This is a genomic window from Spirosoma sp. 209 (assembly GCF_002006735.1).
GTDB classification, from domain to species: domain Bacteria; phylum Bacteroidota; class Bacteroidia; order Cytophagales; family Spirosomataceae; genus Spirosoma; species Spirosoma sordidisoli.
Genome location: NZ_MVEC01000002.1, coordinates 290,923 through 309,579, shown reverse-complemented (window position 1 = coordinate 309,579; position 18,657 = coordinate 290,923). Strand labels below are relative to the sequence as shown.

Below are 18,657 nucleotides of genomic sequence, written 5' to 3'. Positions count from 1 at the left end.
ATCGAGCGGGTTCGGGAGTTATACGGTCCAGTATAGCTCCCGAACCCGTTTTTTGTGCGGGTCAGTCAGCCTAAAATCGTTATCTTGGGACTGTATACCCGGATATCGATGATGCGATTTCTTCTGCTTTTGCTGCTGATCGGCTGCGCTGTAACCACCTGGGCCCAGCCAGCCACCCCCTATTCAATTGAACAGGTAGTATCTGCTCCCTACTGCGCCAACCTGACCGCCGGCCGCAACCGGGTGGCCTGGGTTGTCACGACCGAGGGTGTCCGGAATATCTGCGTATATGAGTTTCTCGAGGCATCCGGCAACGTTCCGCGTGCGCAGCCGACCCAACCGGGTAAACTGATCCAGCTTACTCGCCAGACCGTTGACGATGGGCAGGAGCTGGGCGAACTGCGCTTCTCGCCCGACGGCCGTTACCTGGCCTATGTACGAGGGGGGAGCAAAAACGCAAAGGGCGAGAACCCCAACCCTGTCAGTGATCCGGCCGGCACCGAGCAGGCTGTCTACCTCGTGCCGACCGACGGTAGCAGTACCGCCCGCAAAATCGGATTGGGTAACCATCCGTCGTTTTCGCCCGATGGCGGTCGGCTGTTGTTTAGCCAGGCAGGCCAGCCTGTGGTAGCCAGCCTGACCGCCCAATCGGCCGGCGGGTCTGTAACAGCGGCTCCGGCCGTCAGTAAACTATTTACATCCCGTGGCAGCCTGGGGAGTTTCAGCTGGTCGCCCGACGGAACCCGGGTGTTGTTCGTGAGTGATCGAGGCTACCATTCGTTTATTGGTGTATACGACCTTGCGCAGAAAACGATATCGTGGCTGGCGCCGGGCGTTGACCGGGATGCTGCACCCGTCTGGTCGCCCGACGGAAAACGGGTGGCATTTATTCGCGTGCCCGGGCTGCGTCATGGCGAGCTGGAGAACGTACAGGGCGGAAACCGGTTTGCGATCTGGACGGCTGACGTGAAAACCGGCGAAGGTCGTCAACTCTGGCACTCCCCGGCCGACGATGGAGGTTTTGCGCAGTATTATCCCGCCGAGCCCCTTCGGTGGACGGTAGCGAATCAGCTGCTTTTTTTCTCCGAACATGAGGACTGGATGCACCTATATTCGCTCTCGCCGGAAGGGGGCTATAAGCCCGTGGATCGCACCCCCGGACCTTACGAAGCCGAAGAAACGGTTGTTTCGCCCGACGGTCAGACGCTGTACTTCAGCAGCAACAACCCCGAGAACGATCCGCTCGACCGCGACCGGCGGCATGTATGGCGGGTGTCTCTGACCGAAAAGAACCCAAAGCCGGTATCTGTTACGAAGGGGAAAGGCATCGAAACCGACCCGACGCTCGTTGGCAACTGGCTGGTCTGCCGGTCGGCTGCTTATAACCGACCAACGGGCATCGAGATGCGCAGCCTGAGCCAGTCGCTGGAGCCGATTCGGTATCCAAGCTCATTACCCGCTCGCTTTCCGCAGGGCGCCCTGGTTGAACCCCAACAGGTGGTGATGACAGCGGCCGACGGGGTGGTTGTACACGGTCAGCTGTTCCTGCCGACTGGGGTAACGTCGGCTGGGAGTCGTAAACCGGCGCTTATTTTCATGCATGGCGGACCGATGCGGCAAATGTTGCTTGGCTGGCATTACCGGGGTACCTACTACGCCAATGCCTACGCCATCAATCAGTATCTGGCCTCGCAGGGGTACGTGGTGCTGTCGGTAAACTACCGGGCGGGTATCGGGTACGGGCGGACGTTTCGCCGGGCCGAGCGACAGGGCCCCCGGGGAGCCTCCGAATACCAGGATGTGCTGGCTGCGGCCGACTACCTGAAAAGCCGTTCCGATGTCGACGCGGCCCGAATAGGCTTGTGGGGCGGCTCCTACGGTGGTTATCTTACCGCACTCGGGCTAGCCCGTAACTCGGATCGGTTTGCGGCCGGGGTCGATCTGCACGGCGTTCATGACTGGTCTTGGCGGGGAAACCATTTCACGCCCGGGGGCGAGTGGGGCATCGGGCCCGACCAGATGAAAGAAGCCCTGGCTTCGTCGCCCAACGCGGATTTGAGTCAGTGGCGATCGCCCTGCCTGTTCGTGCATGGCGATGATGATCGAAACGTGAGCTTCAATGAAACGGTCGATCTGGTGCAGAAGCTACGGGAGCGTCAGGTGCCAACTGAGGTGCTTATCTTTCCTGACGATGTCCATAGTTTACTTCTTCACAAAAACTGGCTTCGGACGTATAACGCGCTGGATGCTTTCTTCAATAAATACCTGCTTCGTCAACCCGACAAAGGTGTCGCCACTGAAAAATGATCTCTACTGTATTTGAATCGCCCATCGGACTGGTTCAGGTGATGGGTACGGCCGAGGGCGTTTCGGCCATTACCTGTATTGATGTGTTGCCTGGGCCAGGACTGACGCCCGATACCCCCGAACCAGTTCGGCAGGCTGTCGAGCAGTTACAGGCTTATTTTGCCGGCAGTGGGCAGACATTCAGTTTTCGGCTCAATCCGGTAGGGACTGCTTTTCAGCAAACCGTCTGGCGGGCGCTGCTCGACATCCCGTTTGGAACGACCTGCTCGTACCTGACCCTGACCCGACGAATCGGCGACGAAAAGGCCATTCGGGCGGTGGCGGCTGCCAACGGCCGAAATCCAATAGCTATCGTAATTCCGTGTCATCGGGTGATCGGCTCAAATGGGTCATTGACCGGTTATGCGGGTGGTTTGTGGCGCAAACAGTGGCTCCTTGAACATGAGGGCACCTGGCCGGTTAAACCAACTAACCCACCGGGCCAGTTATCGCTGTTCTGACTAAACTCATCATGACATATACCCACCTGCCGTTATGGCGTTTGCTGTTGTTTATTGGTTGTCTGGCAACGGGCTCCTGTGCTCCGCGCTACCGGGGCCCGGTGACGGATCATTTTACCGGTAAGCGGTTCGTCAACCCCGACATGCCTGCCCGCGAGGGAGGTGGGTTGTTGAAATGGCTGCTGCATCGCGACAAAGGACCATGGGCTGAGCAGCCGAACGCCTACGTGGGGGCGCCACCGGCCCGGCGCATCGAGGGCGACAGTCTGGTGCTGACGTTTGTGAATCATTCTACTTTTTTGCTGCAAACGGGCGGACTAAACATCCTGACCGATCCGGTCTGGTCAGAACGCGTGGGCCCGACGAACTGGCTGGGTGTCAGGCGCCGACGACCGCCGGGAATACGGTTTGAGGATTTGCCACCCATCGATGTGGTTTTGCTCAGCCATTTGCATTACGACCATCTCGATTTACCCACGCTGCGCCGGCTGGTCCGGGCCCACAATCCGCTCTTCGTGGTGCCGCTGGGCGTTGGCTATCTGCCGCGCCGGGCCGGGGGGCGGGTAGCCCGAGAACTCGACTGGAACGATACCCTGCGGATCAGGCCTGGTCTTGAGTTGACCTGTACACCCGCTCAGCACTTCAGCAATCGGGGTTTGGGTGACCGGGATCGCACCTTATGGGCCGGGTATCTGCTGCACACGAGCTTCGGTACGACCTACTTCTGTGGAGATAGTGGGTATGGCCCCCATTTCAAACGCATTGCCGAACAGGCGGCCCGCAGCCCAACCGGGCCTATCAGGCTGGCGCTGTTACCTATCGGTTCTTACCGGCCAGAGTGGTTCATGGCGCCGGTGCATGTGTCACCCGCCGGAGCCGTGCGCGCTTTCATGGATGTAAAGGCGCCCCGGGCAGTCGGTATTCATTTCGGAACTTTTCAGCAGGGCGACGATGGCCTAACGGAGCCCGTAGACGATCTGCGCAAGGCCCTCGCGGAACAGGGTATCGTGCAGGACCGATTCATAGCCCCCCAGGAAGGCCGACCCATTACAATTAAAAAGTGAATGAGCCAGGTTCATAGAAGAGATCGCTAAGTACATTACTGGAAGACGAATAGCAAAACGGCATTGATATTGTGTACTTTTGCCGCATGGAATCAGTGCAGATTGATAGGCCCACCACCGATGCTCCCGGCACGGAAAAAGCCAGTATGGATGTACCCGGTATGGATATACTGAAAAGCCAGCGTCTCGAACAACTCAAATACGACATCAGAGGGCCCGTATACGAAAAGGCACTTGAACTCGAAAGTCAGGGGTACAAAATTATCAGCCTCAATATTGGCAATCCGGCTGTTTTTGGCTTCGATGCGCCCGATGAGATTGTTCACGATATCATCCTGAACATTCGGAACGCGCAGGGCTACGCCGACTCGCGGGGGTTGTTCTCGGCCCGTAAAGCCGTCATGCACCACACGCAGAACATCGGCTTGCCCGGTATTACCATCAACGACATCTATATCGGAAACGGCGTCAGTGAGCTGATTATGCTGGCCATGCAGGCCCTGCTCAACGAAGGTGACGAAGTGCTGATTCCATCGCCCGATTATCCGCTCTGGACTGCCTCGGTCGCGTTCTGCGGAGGAAAGCCGGTTCATTACGTTTGTGACGAAGCGGCCGGCTGGAATCCGGATCTGGCCGATCTGGAGCAAAAGATAACCCCTCGTACCCGAGCGGTAGTTGTCATCAATCCCAACAATCCGACCGGGGCCGTATACGACCGGTCGGTGCTCGAAGGCATTGCCCGCATTGCCGAACGGCATAAACTAATCGTCTTTTCGGACGAGATTTATGACCGTATTCTGTACGACGGAGCTCAGCATTTTCCCATCGCCAAAATGGTACACGACACGTTGTGTATCACCATGGGCGGCCTGTCGAAGAACTACCGGTCTGCGGGCTTTCGGGGCGGATGGCTCATCCTGAGCGGAGCGCGTCACCGGGCCAAGTCCTACATTGAAGGATTAACGCTGCTGGCCAGTATGCGGCTCTGCGCCAACGTACCGACCCAGTACGCTATTCAGACCGCGCTGGGCGGCTACCAGAGTATCAACGATCTGGTCGTACCAGCCGGGCGGCTACACAAGCAGATGATGCTGGCCTACGAACGGATGATCGCTATTCCGGGGGTGTCGTGCGTGAAACCCAAAGGCGCCCTTTATATCTTCCCCAAACTGGATCTGAGCCAGTTCACCTTTGCCGACGACGATGACTTCGTGCTAAACCTGCTCATCGAACAAAAGGTACTGGTGGTGGCCGGTAGCGGCTTCAACTACACGACCAAAGACCACTTCCGGATCGTGTGTCTGCCAACGGTCGATGAACTCAACACCGCCCTCGATCGCATCGAAGCGTTCCTGGAAAGTCACCGGCGCTAACTCTTGCCGGGTGTTCATAAACGTTTTTCTTCATTTCAACGTTATCGTATTCCCCCCGCGAAAAAGTCGGCTGGTATGGCTAACCGTGCCCGACTATACGCGGCAGGGAGGATCGTTTACTGATCAGTGCGTACGCCCTTCGCGCCCACTGCCTTTTTTAATGAATGAAATGGAAGCTACAAAAGAAAACGTACAACGCTCTGAAACGCAGAGCACCGAACGAATTGCCCAGGATTTACCCAAACGCGATGAGTTACTCCTGACCCCCGACGAACAGCGAATCAAAGAAGCGTTTCAGGATCATAACTGGAACGAAATCAAGACCGCCGATTCGTGGGTGATATTTAAAGTGATGGCCGAGTTTGTTGAAGGCTTCGATAAGCTGGCAAAAATTGGCCCATGCGTGTCTATCTTCGGATCGGCTCGGACCCAGCCCGACAATCCCTATTACAAAATGACCGAGGAGATCGCAGCCAAGCTGGTTCGCCACGGGTATGGTGTGATTACGGGTGGCGGCCCCGGCATCATGGAAGCCGGTAATAAAGGCGCCTATGAGCAGGGTGGTAAGTCGGTAGGACTAAACATCAAACTTCCCTTCGAGCAGCATAGCAACATCTACATCGATCCCGACAAAAGCATCAATTTCGATTTCTTCTTTGTTCGGAAAGTGATGTTTGTCAAATACGCGCAGGGTTTTGTGGTCATGCCCGGCGGTATGGGTACGCTCGACGAACTGTTTGAAGCGCTGACGCTGATTCAGACCCGTAAAATTGCCCGGTTCCCCATTGTACTGGTTGGACGGGCCTACTGGCAGGGACTCATCGACTGGATCACCCAGGTAATGCTCGAACAGGAGCACAATATCAATCCGGAAGATATGAAGCTGATCAGCATTGTTGACACGCCAACCGACGCCGTGAGGGTTATTGACGAGTTCTACAGCAAATACCTGCTGAAGCCGAACTTCTAGGCCGGTGGGTACGCTTGGGTCATCCCAGGTGTCAAGCCACCATTAGGCTATAGTATAGAAAGCGATGTCAGTCTGCACTGGCATCGCTTTGTTGTTTTAAAACACCAACGTTGGCATGATCCCGTTTGGTAGCCCACTAGTCATTTCGCTCGGTGGACTTGCTGGGTCAAGGGAGTATAAGTTTCCGTTCAGGAATTGTGCAGTATGGGCTTTGGCAATTTTCCGGATGGCTCGATACATGCGACACCCGCAGAACGCGAGAGCAGCGTCTTATTGCCCAGCAGCGCTTTTATCGGTCAGTTGAACGACGCCCTGAACGACAGTGGGCTCTGGTTTGTCTTAGCTTTGAACAGCTTACTAAACGATTGAGAATGCTCAAACCCTAACTCATACGCAATTTCACTTACCGACAACTCCGTCGTCGAGAGCCGTTCTTTCGCTCTTTCGATGAGCTTTTCGTGGATGAGTTGCTGCGTAGTTTGCCCGGTCAGCTGCTTCAACAGACTGCTCAGGTATTTGGTCGATACATGTAGCGTTTCGGCAATCTGTTGGACTGTAGGCAGGCCTTTTTGCATCAAGTCATCACCCCTGAAGTAATCCGTTAGCATATCATCTACCCGTTCTAACAGCTTACTGTTAGTAATTTTGCGAGTAATAAACTGGCGTTCGTAAAACCGTTGGGCGTAGGTAAACAGTACCTCCAGGTGAGCAATCATGACGTCCTGACTAAACTTGTCCAGATTGGCCTGGTACTCCTGTCTGATAATGTCGATTATGCCATCAATAATTGTTTCCTCTTTATCGGACAGAAACAGCGCTTCATGGGTAGAGTAGCCGAAAAAGTCGTACTGTTTTATTTTTCTGGATAGGGAGGTATTCCACAAAAAGTCGGGGTGAATGAACAGCATCCAGCCTTCGAGCTGATGGGGTACTCCGTTCTCTTCCCCTCGTAGAATCTGGCCGGGGGCCAGGAAAGCCATCAATCCCTCATCGAAATCATATTTCTGCTGGCCATACATAAGTTTGTCGCAACCGCGTTTCAGCGAAACCACATATAAGTCAAAAATAACGGCATGGATACCCGGGTCGGCTTTCAGGTCTTTCAGATCGATGATGCCGATGAGAGGGTGGTGGGGCTTGGGCAGCCCCATTATCCGGTGTATTTGTGAGATGGATTCGATTCGGACCAGGTTCGATGCTGCCATAAGGTAGACGTGGGGTTAAAACTTGAAGGGATACTTCAGCCAGATCAGGGCCAGTGGCATGGCGAGAAAGGGAATTTCAATCAACGCCATGCTTATGTTGCCGGCTCGTAGCGACAAGGCCATGATCAGGACGATGGTTACCGCGTTCAGCACATTACTGATGAAAAACGTTGGCGGAAACAGCAGCATTAGCCCGATAGCGATGGAAAGTACACCGAAAAATGGCATGATGGCTTTACTAATGCCCAGGTCTGCCATCATGTTTACCTGGTCGGTATTAGCCGGCTGGAAGGTATCCCAACCGTGTTTGAGACTCAGGCATGCCGAAATAGTTAATAAACCTACGGAAATAATAGTCTTCATCATGGCTTGCTGACCAGTTTGAATTTTTTGAACTCACGGTGTCCTATGTTGCGCTCAATAAAACCGGGGGCAATACGGCTCGCTAACTTGATCACATTCACCAGGCCTGGCCTTATTTCAAGCGTGTCGTTCAGTAGCCCTTTTATAACAACGCTTACCAGTTTATCGACGTCCATCATCTGGCCTGGGTCGGGTTGTACCACCCAATCATTCTGAAGATTGGTGTTGACCCCCGGCGGTATGAGTTCAAAGACCCTGACATTAGAGTCTTCGAGTTGTAACCGCAAGGCCTTTGTGTACGCGTGAACCCCTGCTTTGGAGGCACTGTAGATAGGAGCGGAGGAGTAAGCCATAAAGGCTATCGCTGATGAGACGTTGACAATACCAGCCGTTTTTTGCTGGAGCAGGTGCGGCAAAAATTGGTGCACCATCTGGATGGTACCGGACAGGTTGGTGCTGATTTCGCGGACTATGCTATCCAGATCATGGCTCGTATCCTGCAAATCGAGCTGTCGCATCAGTCCGGCATTGTTGATGATCATGTTCAACGCCGGAAACTGTTGGGTGACGGCTTTGTAGAGCTGTTCGATATCCGTCGGTTTACTCACATCGCTTTGCAGGACGTGAACAGCCGGGAATTGCTCCCTGGTTTTCTGGAGGGCGTCCAGACTGCGGCCTGTAACGATGAGGGTGGCTCCCTGTTGAGTAAGTTGTTTGACAAGCGCTAAACCGATACCGCTGGTTCCGCCTGTAATCAGAATGGTGCTGTTTGCCAGGTTCATTGTTTCCGTTTTTTGTTATTGCAAAAGTCTGCAGCAGTCAAAAAACGGATGTAGCCAAAAGTCGCGGTGTTGTAGTAGAAAGGGAATATGGCCATCCGCCAATCCAGGTCTGACCTCGATTGGCGGATGGATGCGTAAGTACTTCGATCAACGCTTGTACCTATTTATCAGGAGTAGAGCAACGTCCCGATGCTGGCCTGAGAATAGCCAGCTCCGTCAAACTGCGGAATGAGTTAGAGTTGGGAGCGATACCAGTCTTAGAATGGGGTCTCCTGGCTGGGGTCGGCGTTGCCGAAGTTGGAGAGATTGTTCGCCTTGCTCTTGAAGACGCTGCCGCCGGCAGGGGGCATTCCGGGTGCGTCGAAACTGCTCAGTCCGTTTACCTCAGGGGCAAAGCCCTGCGCCTGAACGGGCTCGAAATACGTATCGAGATCGCAGAATTTGGTGTATTTATTGATGAATCGAAGTTGAATCGTGTCGAGCGAACCGCTTCGGTTTTTGGCAATGATTACTTCGCCGATGCCCTGGGTAGAGTTTCCGTTTTCGTCGGCCGTGATGTTGTAATACTCGGGTCGGTACAGGAAGCATACCATGTCTGCATCCTGCTCAATAGATCCTGATTCACGAAGGTCAGACAGCTGTGGTTTTTTATCGCCACCGCGGGTTTCAACGGCCCGGCTCAGCTGCGAAAGCGCAATAACCGGAACGTTGAGTTCCTTGGCCAGATTCTTCAACGCCCGCGAAATCGACGCAATTTCCTGTTCGCGGTTACCACCCCCGCGACCGCTCGTATCGCCCGACATCAGCTGGAGGTAGTCGATAACGACCATCTGAATGTCGTGCTGGGCTTTCAGACGTCTGCACTTGGCCCGTAGTTCCAGGATCGACAAAGCCGGCGTATCATCAATAAAGATAGGAGCCTCGGTCAGCCGCTGAATTTTGTGGTGCAGCTGGGTCCACTCGTGCGGAGCGAGCGTCCCTTTCCGGATTTTCTCGGAATCGATCTCGGCTTCGGCCGAGATAAGTCGGTTAACCAGCTGTACCGACGACATCTCCAGCGAGAAGATGGCTACCGGTTTACCGTGGTCGACGGCGGCATTGCGCAGGGCACTCACCACAAAAGCGGTTTTACCCATGGCAGGCCGGGCCGCCAGAATAATGAGTTCGGTAGGTTGCCAGCCCGACGTAACGCGGTCGAGGTTGGTAAAGCCCGACGGAACGCCGGTCAGACCTTCCTGGTTTTTCTTGGTTTCCAGTTCGTTCAGGGCCATCCGAACGATGGTACTCATGTCGGCGTAGTTCTTCTTGATGTTCGATTCCGAAATCTTGAAGAGCGATTGTTCCGTACGGTCGAGGAGTTCGAATACGTCGGTCGTGTCCTCATACGCGTCGCGCAGAATCGTCGACGACATGGCAATCAGCGCCCGTTTCAGGGCCTGCTCCGAAATAATCCGGGCGTGGTACTCGATATTGGCGGCCGAGTTGACCCGGAACGTCAGCTCCGATACGAAGCCGCCCCCGCCTACCAGTTCAATCTCGCCTGTCTTCCGCAGCTGCTGCGTAACCGTCAGCAGATCGATCGGGTCGGAGTTGCCAAACAACGTCAGTATGGCATTGTATATACGCTGGTGAGCCTCCTTGTAAAACGTTTCGGGCTTCAGGATATCAACAACGGAGGAGAGCGCGTCTTTCTCGATCATGAGCGCCCCGAGTACGGCCTCTTCCAGATCGAGCGCTTGAGGGGGGAGTTTGCCGAGACCGGTATCCAGCCAGGCGTTTCCGGCCTGCTGACGGCCACCGGCAAAGGCTGACGGCTTTCTAAGATGTTGGTTTGGGCGTGCGTTATTCTCCATGACGTACTGCAAGTTTACGCAAACATGTACCCACAAGGCAAATCCAATCGTATACGCGTATAGGCCTGTCAGCTAAAAAACAACGCGTAACATTCTGGTAATGTTGACGCTACTGTACGAAAAAAAAGTTGGTGTTTTTTTGCAACGCTGGCAGAGCCTCTGGGCGTATAGGATCTTTGACAGGGAAAGGTCGTTGATGATCAGATAAATAGCAAATTATTTCAACAAAAAGGCTTTTTTGTTCAAAAAACACAGGGCAGATAAGATTGCTGGGCAAGCGAATAATTTTTTGCAAAAAGTTGTTGTATAGGGGAAGAAATCGCTTACTTTTCGGAATCACACGCTAATCCTATTCATCGTTTGGTCGAAAAAGTTATCACCCTCGACAACATCTCGCTCATCGACTTTCTGGGCGTAGAGAACCACAACATCCGGGAAGTGGCTGCGGCCTTCCCGATGAGCAAAATCATTTCGCGCGGAAACGAAATTCGCATAAAAGGCACAACGCCCGAAATCAGCCGTATCAGTACTATTCTGGATTCGCTCATGGAACATTACCAGAAATACGGCAAAATCACCCACGAGAACGTTCAGAATTACATCAGCCATAGCGGCCAGCCCGTTAGTGGAGCCAGCGCACCAGTAGTGCCCGACGATGATGAAGTCATCGTATATGGGAACAAAGGCGTGGTGGTTCGGGCGCGTACCGACAACCAGAAACGACTGGTAGAGGCCGCCGAGAAACACGATCTGGTGTTTGCCATTGGGCCAGCCGGTACGGGTAAGACCTATACGGCGGTGGCTATTGCGGTACGGGCGCTCAAGAACAAGGAAGTTAAGAAAATTATCATCACCCGGCCGGCCGTAGAAGCCGGTGAAAATCTGGGCTTTCTGCCGGGCGACCTGAAGGAGAAAATCGACCCGTACCTGCGTCCGATCTATGATGCGCTCGACGATATGATTCCGGCCGAAAAGCTGAAATTTTACGAAGAGAACCGGATCATCGAAATTGCTCCGCTGGCCTACATGCGGGGGCGAACGCTGAATAATGCCTTCATTCTGCTTGACGAAGCGCAAAACACAACGTCGATGCAGATGAAGATGTTTCTGACGCGGATGGGCCCAACCTCAAAAGCCATCATCACCGGCGACCGGTCGCAGATCGACTTGCCCAATAAGCAGAAGTCAGGACTAATCGAGTCGGTCGATATCTTAAAAAACATCAAGGGTATCGCCTTCGTTGAACTGGATGGCCGCGACGTGGTACGGCACCGGCTCGTTCGGGAAATTATTACAGCATATGATAAAGCTGGGCAATAACTGCCAATCAGGCATGTGGAGAACCGGGCGGCTTTGGCTGACCGGTTCTTTTGTGTGTTTACTGGCTGTATCCGGGCAGGCTCAGGTACCAGCCACACCCCTGGCCGAAGAGCCGGCGCCCAATCGCTGCGGGGTGGTTGAACATGAACGAATACTACAGCAGCGCCACCCCGGCCGGCTCCGGCAGCTCAACGAATTGAACCGCCAGCTCGAGCAGGCGGCTGCGAACGGACGAATGCTGCGGGCTGCGGCCGATGATCAGGTTTTCCGGATTCCGGTCGTGGTACATGTCGTTCACAGCACCGCTTCGAATGAGATTGGCGGGCCAACGAATGTCAATATTTCTGACGAGCAGATCGTCTCGCAGATTCAGGTGCTGAACGAAGATTACCGACGCAAATCGGGCACCAACGGCTTCAACACCAACCCGATAGGCGCCGATGCGAAGATCGAGTTTTTCCTGGCTACGACCGACCCCAGCGGCAATCCGACAAATGGCATAACACGGCATTATTATCCGCAGAAGACCTCGTTCAGCGTTGCCGACGGGTCGGGTGATGATATTCTGCTTTCGCAGATTGCCTACTGGCCCAGCGATCGATACCTGAATATCTGGGTTACCCGGGTGAACTCGTACCTGGGGTATACGCAGTTTCCGACCTCGGCGGATACGCTCAGCGGGTTGCCCTTCGACGCGAGTGAATTTACGGATGGGTCGATTATCGACTACCGCTACTTTGGGCGCCAGCTCGGTTCGGTTCGTGACCCGACTTACTCGCTCGGTCGGACTGCTACGCACGAAATAGGGCACTGGCTGGGGTTGATTCATACCTGGGGCGACGGGAATGGCTGCGCCGAAGATTACGTGGGTGATACGCCCCCCACACTGGCCCCCAACCAGACCCGGCAATGCCGCGAAACGTTTTCGAACTGCACGGGCCGGGGACCCACCCGCGACCAGACCGAGAACTACCTGGATTACTCGCCCGATGCCTGTATGAACCTGTTCACGGTTGGTCAGGTAGCCCGAATGCGTACCGTGCTGGCCCTTAGTCCCCGGCGGGCCCGCCTGATCCGGGCGGCCAATTCGCCCATTACCGAATCTGAATCACTGGCCGTTACGGTGTATCCGAATCCGACCCAGAGCGACCCGGCCGTTGAAGTGCGGCTGAAAGGAATACAGTCTTTTTCGGTCGATCTGTTCGACGCCACTGGCAAGCACGTTCGTAACGTAAATTACACTGACTCGCCCAGTACGCTGGTATCGCTGCCGGTGAGTGGTCTCAAGTCCGGCATGTACATTGTGCGCGTCAAAACCGCCGATGAAATAGTGAGCAAACGCCTGCTGTTACAATAAAAAAGGTCTGGCCCATCGGCCCGCGACCTATATATTGCTGCTATGATACAAGTTCTGCCTATTTCCAGCCCGGCTGATCTCGATACTGCCTTTGCCATTCGACGAACAGTTTTTGTCGAAGAACAGCGCGTTTCTGCCCGGGAAGAGTACGATGAATATGAAGAGTCAAGCCGCCATTTTCTGGCCCGAATCGATGGGGTGCCGGGCGGTACGGCGCGCTGGCGTCGCACCTCGTATGGCGTTAAGATGGAGCGGTTTGCCGTGCTGAAAGAGTTTCGGCAACAGGGCGTAGGAAAAGCGCTCGTGCAGGCCGTTCTCGACGATGTCTTCAGCCAGCAGCCCGAACCTATCGAAAGCATCTATCTGCATGCTCAGTTGTCGGCTATGCCGCTCTACGCGGGTTTTGGCTTCGTTCCGGTGGGCCCCATGTTTGAGGAAGCCGGTATTCAGCATTATAAGATGGTACTGCCGGGTTCTGCTTACTCGAAGCAATGAAAGGGTATCCGTTCGTTCGGTATGCGGCCGCGCTGGCAGCCGGGATCGTATTGTACGGACAATGGCCCGGCCTGATCTGGATACCCGCAGGCGCTGCAGTACTCGGCCTGGGCTTCTTCATCGGCTATTTTATTCGGTACAGAAACCAGGTAGTCAAACCCCTAGCGGCCGTGCAGGGGCTGGGCGGACTGCTGCTGCTGTTGGCGGCCGGCTGGTGCCTGACCTACGAGCGTACAGCCAGCAACCGGCCCGACAACCTGCTTCACCTGACAGACACCTTGCAGGCCTATACGGGGGTAGTGACGGCCCAGCCCGAAGAGCGGGCGAAAACCTACCGGGTTGAACTGGCCATTCGCCAAGGCCGCTGGCAAACCGGCTCCAACACGGATCATCTGGCTACTGCCTGGCATCCGCTTAGCGGACGCGTCATCGTGTACATCGATAAAGCCATTGGTCAGATTCCCCGGTACGGGGAGTTGTGGCTGGTTAGTGGCTCGCCCCGCTCCATCGACCCGCCACTGAATCCGGGCGAGTTCGATTACAAAAGGTATCTGCACTACCGAAATATCTACCATCAGCAGTATCTGCGACCGTTCCAGCGGCAGTTGATCGGGTACGATCCACCATACCGCATCACAACCTGGGCCATGTCGATAAACCGACTGGCCGATGCACTCATTACCCGGCAGGTCGGGAATCGGGATGAATACAGCATCGTAAATGCCATGATCCTAGGGGTACGTGACGATCTGGATCCGGCGCTATATCGAGCCTATTCGGCCGCCGGGGCAGTGCATATTCTGTCGGTATCGGGTCTGCATGTCGGGATTCTGTTTACGGTGCTGACCTACCTGCTCAGCTTTCTCATCAGGCGCCCCCGCGGTAAACTCATCATGGCGGTTGTGCAGCTGATTATCCTGTGGTTCTACGCCCTCGTAACCGGCCTGTCGCCCCCGGTTCTGCGCTCGGCCGGTATGTTCTCGATGCTGATCGTAGCCAATGCCCTCGGCCGTCAGCAGCAGTTGCTGAACACCATGGGGGCATCGGCGTTTTTCATTCTTTGTTTTGACCCGTACGCCCTGTTTTCGGCGGGCTTCCAGCTGTCTAACCTGGCCGTAGCGGGTATCGGTTCCTGGCAGTCTACGCTGTCGCAGGCGCTTACGTTCCGGTATCGGTTCCTGAATAAATTGTGGGAGCTGACGGCGGTAGCGCTGGTAGCCCAGCTGATTACCTTTCCGCTGGGGGTATTCTATTTTCATCAGTTTCCGACCTACTTTCTGCTGGCTAACCCGGCCGTTATGGGCTTGTCGTTTTTGCTACTGCCCCTGGCCATGGCTACACTGGCGTTGGGCTGGGTACCGTATCTGAACGATCTGCTGGGCTGGTTGCTTCAGAAAACGGCCTGGCTACTTAACTGGGTGGTGGTGCAGACCGGTACGTTGCCCGGCGCTGTCTGGGATGGACTCTGGCTGTCAGCAGGCGGGATGTTGCTTACCTACGCGGTCATACTCGGGGCGGTGGCCCTGGTGCTGACCCGGCAGCGTGAGTATGCCTGGGTCACCTGCCTGGCTGCTTTTCTGCTGGGCGTCCTGATCGTCTGGGATGAGTATGAACAACGGCATCAGCAGACGCTGGCGGTTCATTTTCTGCCGCACCGTACGGCCGTAAGCCTGACCGCCGGCCACAAAAGCCTGCTCCTGACCGATCTGGATACTTCAGATACCCGGTCGTATGACTTTTACCTGAAAAATACCTTTGGGCAGTGGGGCATCGGTCAGCTTAGCCTGCTCGACCTGCGTCAGTCCGGTGATTCCGCGCTGGCTGATTCGCCGATTCGGACCTTTTACCGACATCGGGATTATATGCTGTGCGTCTGGCAGGGAAAAACCATTATGCTGGTCAACAAACTCAATAGGTACACGCACTGGCGGTTACCAGCCGTCGTCGACTATTGTATCATCCGCCGGAATGCACTGCAGCACTGGGACGACCTGAAAGGTAGGATAGTAGCCCGGCATATTATTTTCGATGACTCCAACAAAACCCCGCTGACCGATCGGCTGCTGGCCGAAGCGGATCAACGGGGGCTTGTCTGTTACTCGGTCCGGCAAATGGGGGCCTATGTGGCCGAGTTAAAGTAGGGTTACTGCCTGGGCGACCCGGTTGAGTCGGGTCGGACGGCTGTACTTTTGGGGGCCGGTGGCCGGAAACCGCCGACCTCTTTCTGCATCGATTCTTTTTTAGCCTGATAGGTTGTCCACTGTTCGGGCGTCAGTAAGCCTTTGAGCTTATCTTCTTTCTCCTCGTTCAGCATCAGCATCATGTCCTGGATCTGCTTTCGGGTGTCTGCAGTCGGCTGGGTTCCCGTGCCAACAATATCCTTGATGGCGTCCTGCTGAATATCGGCGTACTCATTGTTGAGCTTCTTGACGGCCTTGGCCTGTTCTTTGTCGAGGCCCAGATTCTCTTTCAGCCATTTGGTTTCCTTATTGGCTATATCGCCCGCAATGTTCGGGATCTGGGGCCGCGAGGGGCCGCTGGCCTGGGGCGTCATGCCCCGACCCATACCACCCCGACCCATGCCGTAACCAGAACCGGGGTAATACTGACTATAGCCGGCGCTAATGAAGAGGCAGTTCAGGGCCACCAGGGCAGTGAAAAAACGTGCCGTTGGGTTCATAAATCGATTGCTGTTTAGTTCTTACCGAAATGAGAGTGCGAAGTACGGTAAAATTAGGCTGAACGCATCAGAAACGGACTAAAGATGAGTTGAAATACGGCCCCGTAATCGTAAAACTTTTCAGTCGTACAGACCGTTAGCTAAGTATATGGAAACGCTAGAAAAAATCCGTAAGGCGTACACCGAGTACGTTCTTGAAAACGGAAAACAACCCACCTCCGTCTTCCAGTTTGCTAAAAAACTGAAACTGGCCGAAGCCGATTTTTACAACTATTACGCATCGTTCGACGCCATCGAAGCCGACGTTTGGCTGGCATTTTTTCAGGATGCAAAGGCTACTGTCGAGGCCGATGATACCTATCAGGGTTACTCGGTTCGGGAAAAGCTGCTGGCCTTTTACTACACCTGGATCGAGCTGTTGAAAGCACAGCGTAGTTTCGTCACCTACAGCTATACCCGGTTGCGGGAAGAAGGCGCGGCCGCATCGCCGATTGCCAAAGCCCGTATGCGGAGCAGTCAGCTAAAGACCAGCAGCCGCGTACTGCAGCCGTTTCGCGAAGCCTTCTTTGACTACGCCCGCGACCTGCTGGCCGAGGGGCGTGAAAGTAAGGAGGTGGAGCCTCGTCCGTTTGTGACGGACCGCTACCCCAACGCCCTCTGGTCACAGACGCTGTTTCTGCTCGACTTTTGGGTGCGCGACGTGAGCCGGAATTTCGAAAAAACCGATACTGCCATCGAGAAAGCCGTCAACACCGCTTTCGACCTGATTGGCCGTTCTCCACTGGATACTCTATTCGATTTTGCCAAGTTTATCTATCAAAATAAATGAGTGAAGGGGTGGGCGAGGTGAGGAGAGCCTGTGTGGCAGGTACTCTTTTGCTCGTTCATGTTTTCGCTCTTTGAGCGCATGAAAACTCAGAACTCCGTTCCGACGACCAAAGTTGCCCGCGCCAGTCAGTTTGTAAAAGCAGGCGTGAAGGTCGGTGGCAATTACATTAAGCATTACAGCAAAAAACTACTCGATCCGGAGCTGTCGAAAGAAGAGCTGCACAAGGATAATGCGGCCGATATCTACGACGCGCTGAGTGAACTGAAAGGATCGGCCCTGAAAATGGCGCAGATGCTTAGTATGGACCGGGGCCTGCTGCCGGTGGCCTATTCCGATAAGTTCACCATGGCCCAGTACTCGGCTCCCCCTTTGTCGGGACCGCTGGTGGTGAAGACCTTCCGGACTTATTTCGGCAAATCGCCCGACGAACTGTTCGACAAATTCGATATCAACTCGGTCAATGCCGCCAGTATCGGGCAGGTCCACCAGGCCTGGAAAGCGGGTAAGAAACTGGCCGTAAAGGTTCAGTATCCGGGCGTGGCCGATTCGGTTAGTTCGGATCTTAAAATTGCCAAGCCGCTGGCCGTTCGGCTGCTGAACCTCGATGAGCGGCAGATTGACCGGTACATGGGCGAGGTGGAAAGCAAACTCCTCGAAGAAACGGACTACGACCTGGAGCTGCGACGGAGCATCGAAATTTCGGAAGCCTGCGCTCACATCGACGGACTGGTATTCCCGACCTACTACCCCGAGTTATCGAGCAAGCGGATTCTGACCATGGACTGGTTGGACGGGCAACACCTGAAAGAGTTTCTGGCTACCAAACCCTCGCAGGAGGCCAGAGACCGCATCGGGCAGCTCTTGTGGGATTTCTACGATCACCAGATCCATACGCTCCGGCAGGTGCATGCCGATCCGCATCCCGGCAACTTCCTGATGCGGGCCGATGGCACGCTGGGAGTGATCGACTTTGGCTGCGTAAAGGTCATCCCAGACTACTACTACGATAATTATTTCCGGCTGATCAACCCCGATACCATCAAAGACCAGGCACTGACCGAGCAGATCTTTACCAATCTGGAGTTTCTGGTGGCTCAGGACTCGCCCAAAGACCGTCGGTTTTTCTCGGATCTGTTCGTGCAGATGATCGAAATGCTGGGCGCGCCTTTTGCCGTCGATGAATTCGATTTTGGTGATGATGCGTACTTCAATAAAGTATACGCCTTTGCCGACGAACTATCGAAACTCGAAGAGCTTCGTTCGTCGAAAGTGGTCCGTGGCTCGCAGGACGGTCTGTATGTAAACCGGACTTACTATGGTCTGTACGCCATGCTGAACGAGCTGAAAGCCCGCGTCCGGACCACAAAACCGGAATGGCTGCGGTCGCAGCAGGTTGCATCGGTATAAAGCTAACGGCTCCGGGAAAAGGTCGCTGACAGTTTGTTGGCGACTTTGTTGTTATGGGCGATGCTTAATAACGAAAAGAGGTTATCCAGATAAGGTTATCTTACAGATGGGTCTTGTTAACACCGGCAGTAGACGAAAGAACTACCGGAGCA

At 54.7% G+C, this 18,657-nt stretch carries 16 protein-coding genes; 11 read left to right on the top strand and 5 right to left on the bottom strand.

Features of this window, described 5'->3' with window-relative positions; all coding sequences use genetic code 11:
* Positions 1–108 precede the first annotated feature (108 nt).
* The 5 genes from B1C80_RS04460 to B1C80_RS04440 all read left to right on the top strand — a co-directional run bounded on the left by B1C80_RS04460 (position 109) and on the right by B1C80_RS04440 (position 6,214).
* The gene (locus B1C80_RS04460; RefSeq protein WP_139361584.1) at positions 109–2,307 is read left to right on the top strand and encodes a prolyl oligopeptidase family serine peptidase; all 2,199 of its coding nucleotides are present in this window, start codon (positions 109–111) and stop codon (positions 2,305–2,307) included.
* Positions 2,304–2,807, top strand: a complete 504-nt coding sequence (locus B1C80_RS04455) for a methylated-DNA--[protein]-cysteine S-methyltransferase (protein WP_077919857.1) — start codon at positions 2,304–2,306, stop codon at positions 2,805–2,807. The genes B1C80_RS04460 and B1C80_RS04455 overlap by 4 nt, the downstream gene beginning before the upstream one ends.
* A gap of 11 nt (positions 2,808–2,818) precedes the next feature.
* Positions 2,819–3,871 (top strand): MBL fold metallo-hydrolase, encoded by a 1,053-nt coding sequence (locus B1C80_RS04450; protein WP_077919856.1) that lies wholly within the window; start codon positions 2,819–2,821, stop codon positions 3,869–3,871.
* A 161-nt stretch (positions 3,872–4,032) separates the two neighbouring features.
* Entirely contained in the window at positions 4,033–5,244 is a 1,212-nt protein-coding gene (locus B1C80_RS04445) for a pyridoxal phosphate-dependent aminotransferase (RefSeq protein WP_077920090.1), read from the top strand.
* A gap of 169 nt (positions 5,245–5,413) precedes the next feature.
* On the top strand, positions 5,414–6,214 hold the full coding sequence (locus tag B1C80_RS04440) for a TIGR00730 family Rossman fold protein (protein WP_077920089.1): 801 nt from the start codon (positions 5,414–5,416) through the stop codon (positions 6,212–6,214).
* A 296-nt stretch (positions 6,215–6,510) separates the two neighbouring features.
* On the opposite strand, the gene B1C80_RS04435 is transcribed toward B1C80_RS04440, so the two are convergent.
* The 4 genes from B1C80_RS04435 to dnaB form a co-directional block, all read right to left on the bottom strand.
* Positions 6,511–7,419 (bottom strand): AraC family transcriptional regulator, encoded by a 909-nt coding sequence (locus tag B1C80_RS04435; protein WP_077919855.1) that lies wholly within the window; start codon positions 7,417–7,419, stop codon positions 6,511–6,513.
* Between the two features lie 15 nt (positions 7,420–7,434).
* Complete coding sequence (locus tag B1C80_RS04430) at positions 7,435–7,785, bottom strand: hypothetical protein (RefSeq protein ID WP_077919854.1); 351 nt, start codon at positions 7,783–7,785, stop codon at positions 7,435–7,437.
* A complete protein-coding gene (locus B1C80_RS04425; protein WP_077919853.1) occupies positions 7,782–8,564 on the bottom strand; it encodes an SDR family oxidoreductase in 783 nt (260 codons plus the stop codon). The genes B1C80_RS04430 and B1C80_RS04425 overlap by 4 nt, the downstream gene beginning before the upstream one ends.
* A gap of 257 nt (positions 8,565–8,821) precedes the next feature.
* Positions 8,822–10,417: a replicative DNA helicase gene (gene dnaB, locus B1C80_RS04420; RefSeq protein WP_077919852.1), complete on the bottom strand. Its 1,596-nt coding sequence runs from the start codon at positions 10,415–10,417 to the stop codon at positions 8,822–8,824.
* A 360-nt stretch (positions 10,418–10,777) separates the two neighbouring features.
* Between dnaB and B1C80_RS04415 the strand changes: the two genes are divergently transcribed.
* Genes B1C80_RS04415 through B1C80_RS04400 form a run of 4 tightly spaced genes read left to right on the top strand, consistent with a single transcriptional unit; the run spans position 10,778 to position 15,730 of the window.
* Entirely contained in the window at positions 10,778–11,737 is a 960-nt protein-coding gene (locus B1C80_RS04415) for a PhoH family protein (RefSeq protein WP_077919851.1), read from the top strand.
* A gap of 13 nt (positions 11,738–11,750) precedes the next feature.
* Positions 11,751–13,094 carry a M43 family zinc metalloprotease gene (locus tag B1C80_RS04410; protein WP_236648613.1) on the top strand — a complete coding sequence of 448 codons (1,344 nt, stop codon included), beginning with the start codon at positions 11,751–11,753 and terminating at the stop codon, positions 13,092–13,094.
* Positions 13,095–13,136: 42 nt separating this feature from the next.
* Positions 13,137–13,589 (top strand): GNAT family N-acetyltransferase, encoded by a 453-nt coding sequence (locus B1C80_RS04405; RefSeq protein WP_077919849.1) that lies wholly within the window; start codon positions 13,137–13,139, stop codon positions 13,587–13,589.
* On the top strand, positions 13,586–15,730 hold the full coding sequence (locus B1C80_RS04400; RefSeq protein ID WP_077919848.1) for a ComEC/Rec2 family competence protein: 2,145 nt from the start codon (positions 13,586–13,588) through the stop codon (positions 15,728–15,730). The genes B1C80_RS04405 and B1C80_RS04400 overlap by 4 nt, the downstream gene beginning before the upstream one ends.
* Positions 15,731–15,732: 2 nt before the next feature.
* On the opposite strand, the gene B1C80_RS04395 is transcribed toward B1C80_RS04400, so the two are convergent.
* Positions 15,733–16,269 carry a hypothetical protein gene (locus B1C80_RS04395; protein WP_077919847.1) on the bottom strand — a complete coding sequence of 179 codons (537 nt, stop codon included), beginning with the start codon at positions 16,267–16,269 and terminating at the stop codon, positions 15,733–15,735.
* Between the two features lie 148 nt (positions 16,270–16,417).
* Between B1C80_RS04395 and B1C80_RS04390 the strand changes: the two genes are divergently transcribed.
* Together B1C80_RS04390 and B1C80_RS04385 are read left to right on the top strand one after the other, a co-directional pair.
* Positions 16,418–17,098: a TetR/AcrR family transcriptional regulator gene (locus B1C80_RS04390; protein WP_077919846.1), complete on the top strand. Its 681-nt coding sequence runs from the start codon at positions 16,418–16,420 to the stop codon at positions 17,096–17,098.
* Positions 17,099–17,176: 78 nt separating this feature from the next.
* Entirely contained in the window at positions 17,177–18,505 is a 1,329-nt protein-coding gene (locus tag B1C80_RS04385; protein ID WP_077920088.1) for an AarF/ABC1/UbiB kinase family protein, read from the top strand.
* Positions 18,506–18,657 lie beyond the last annotated feature (152 nt).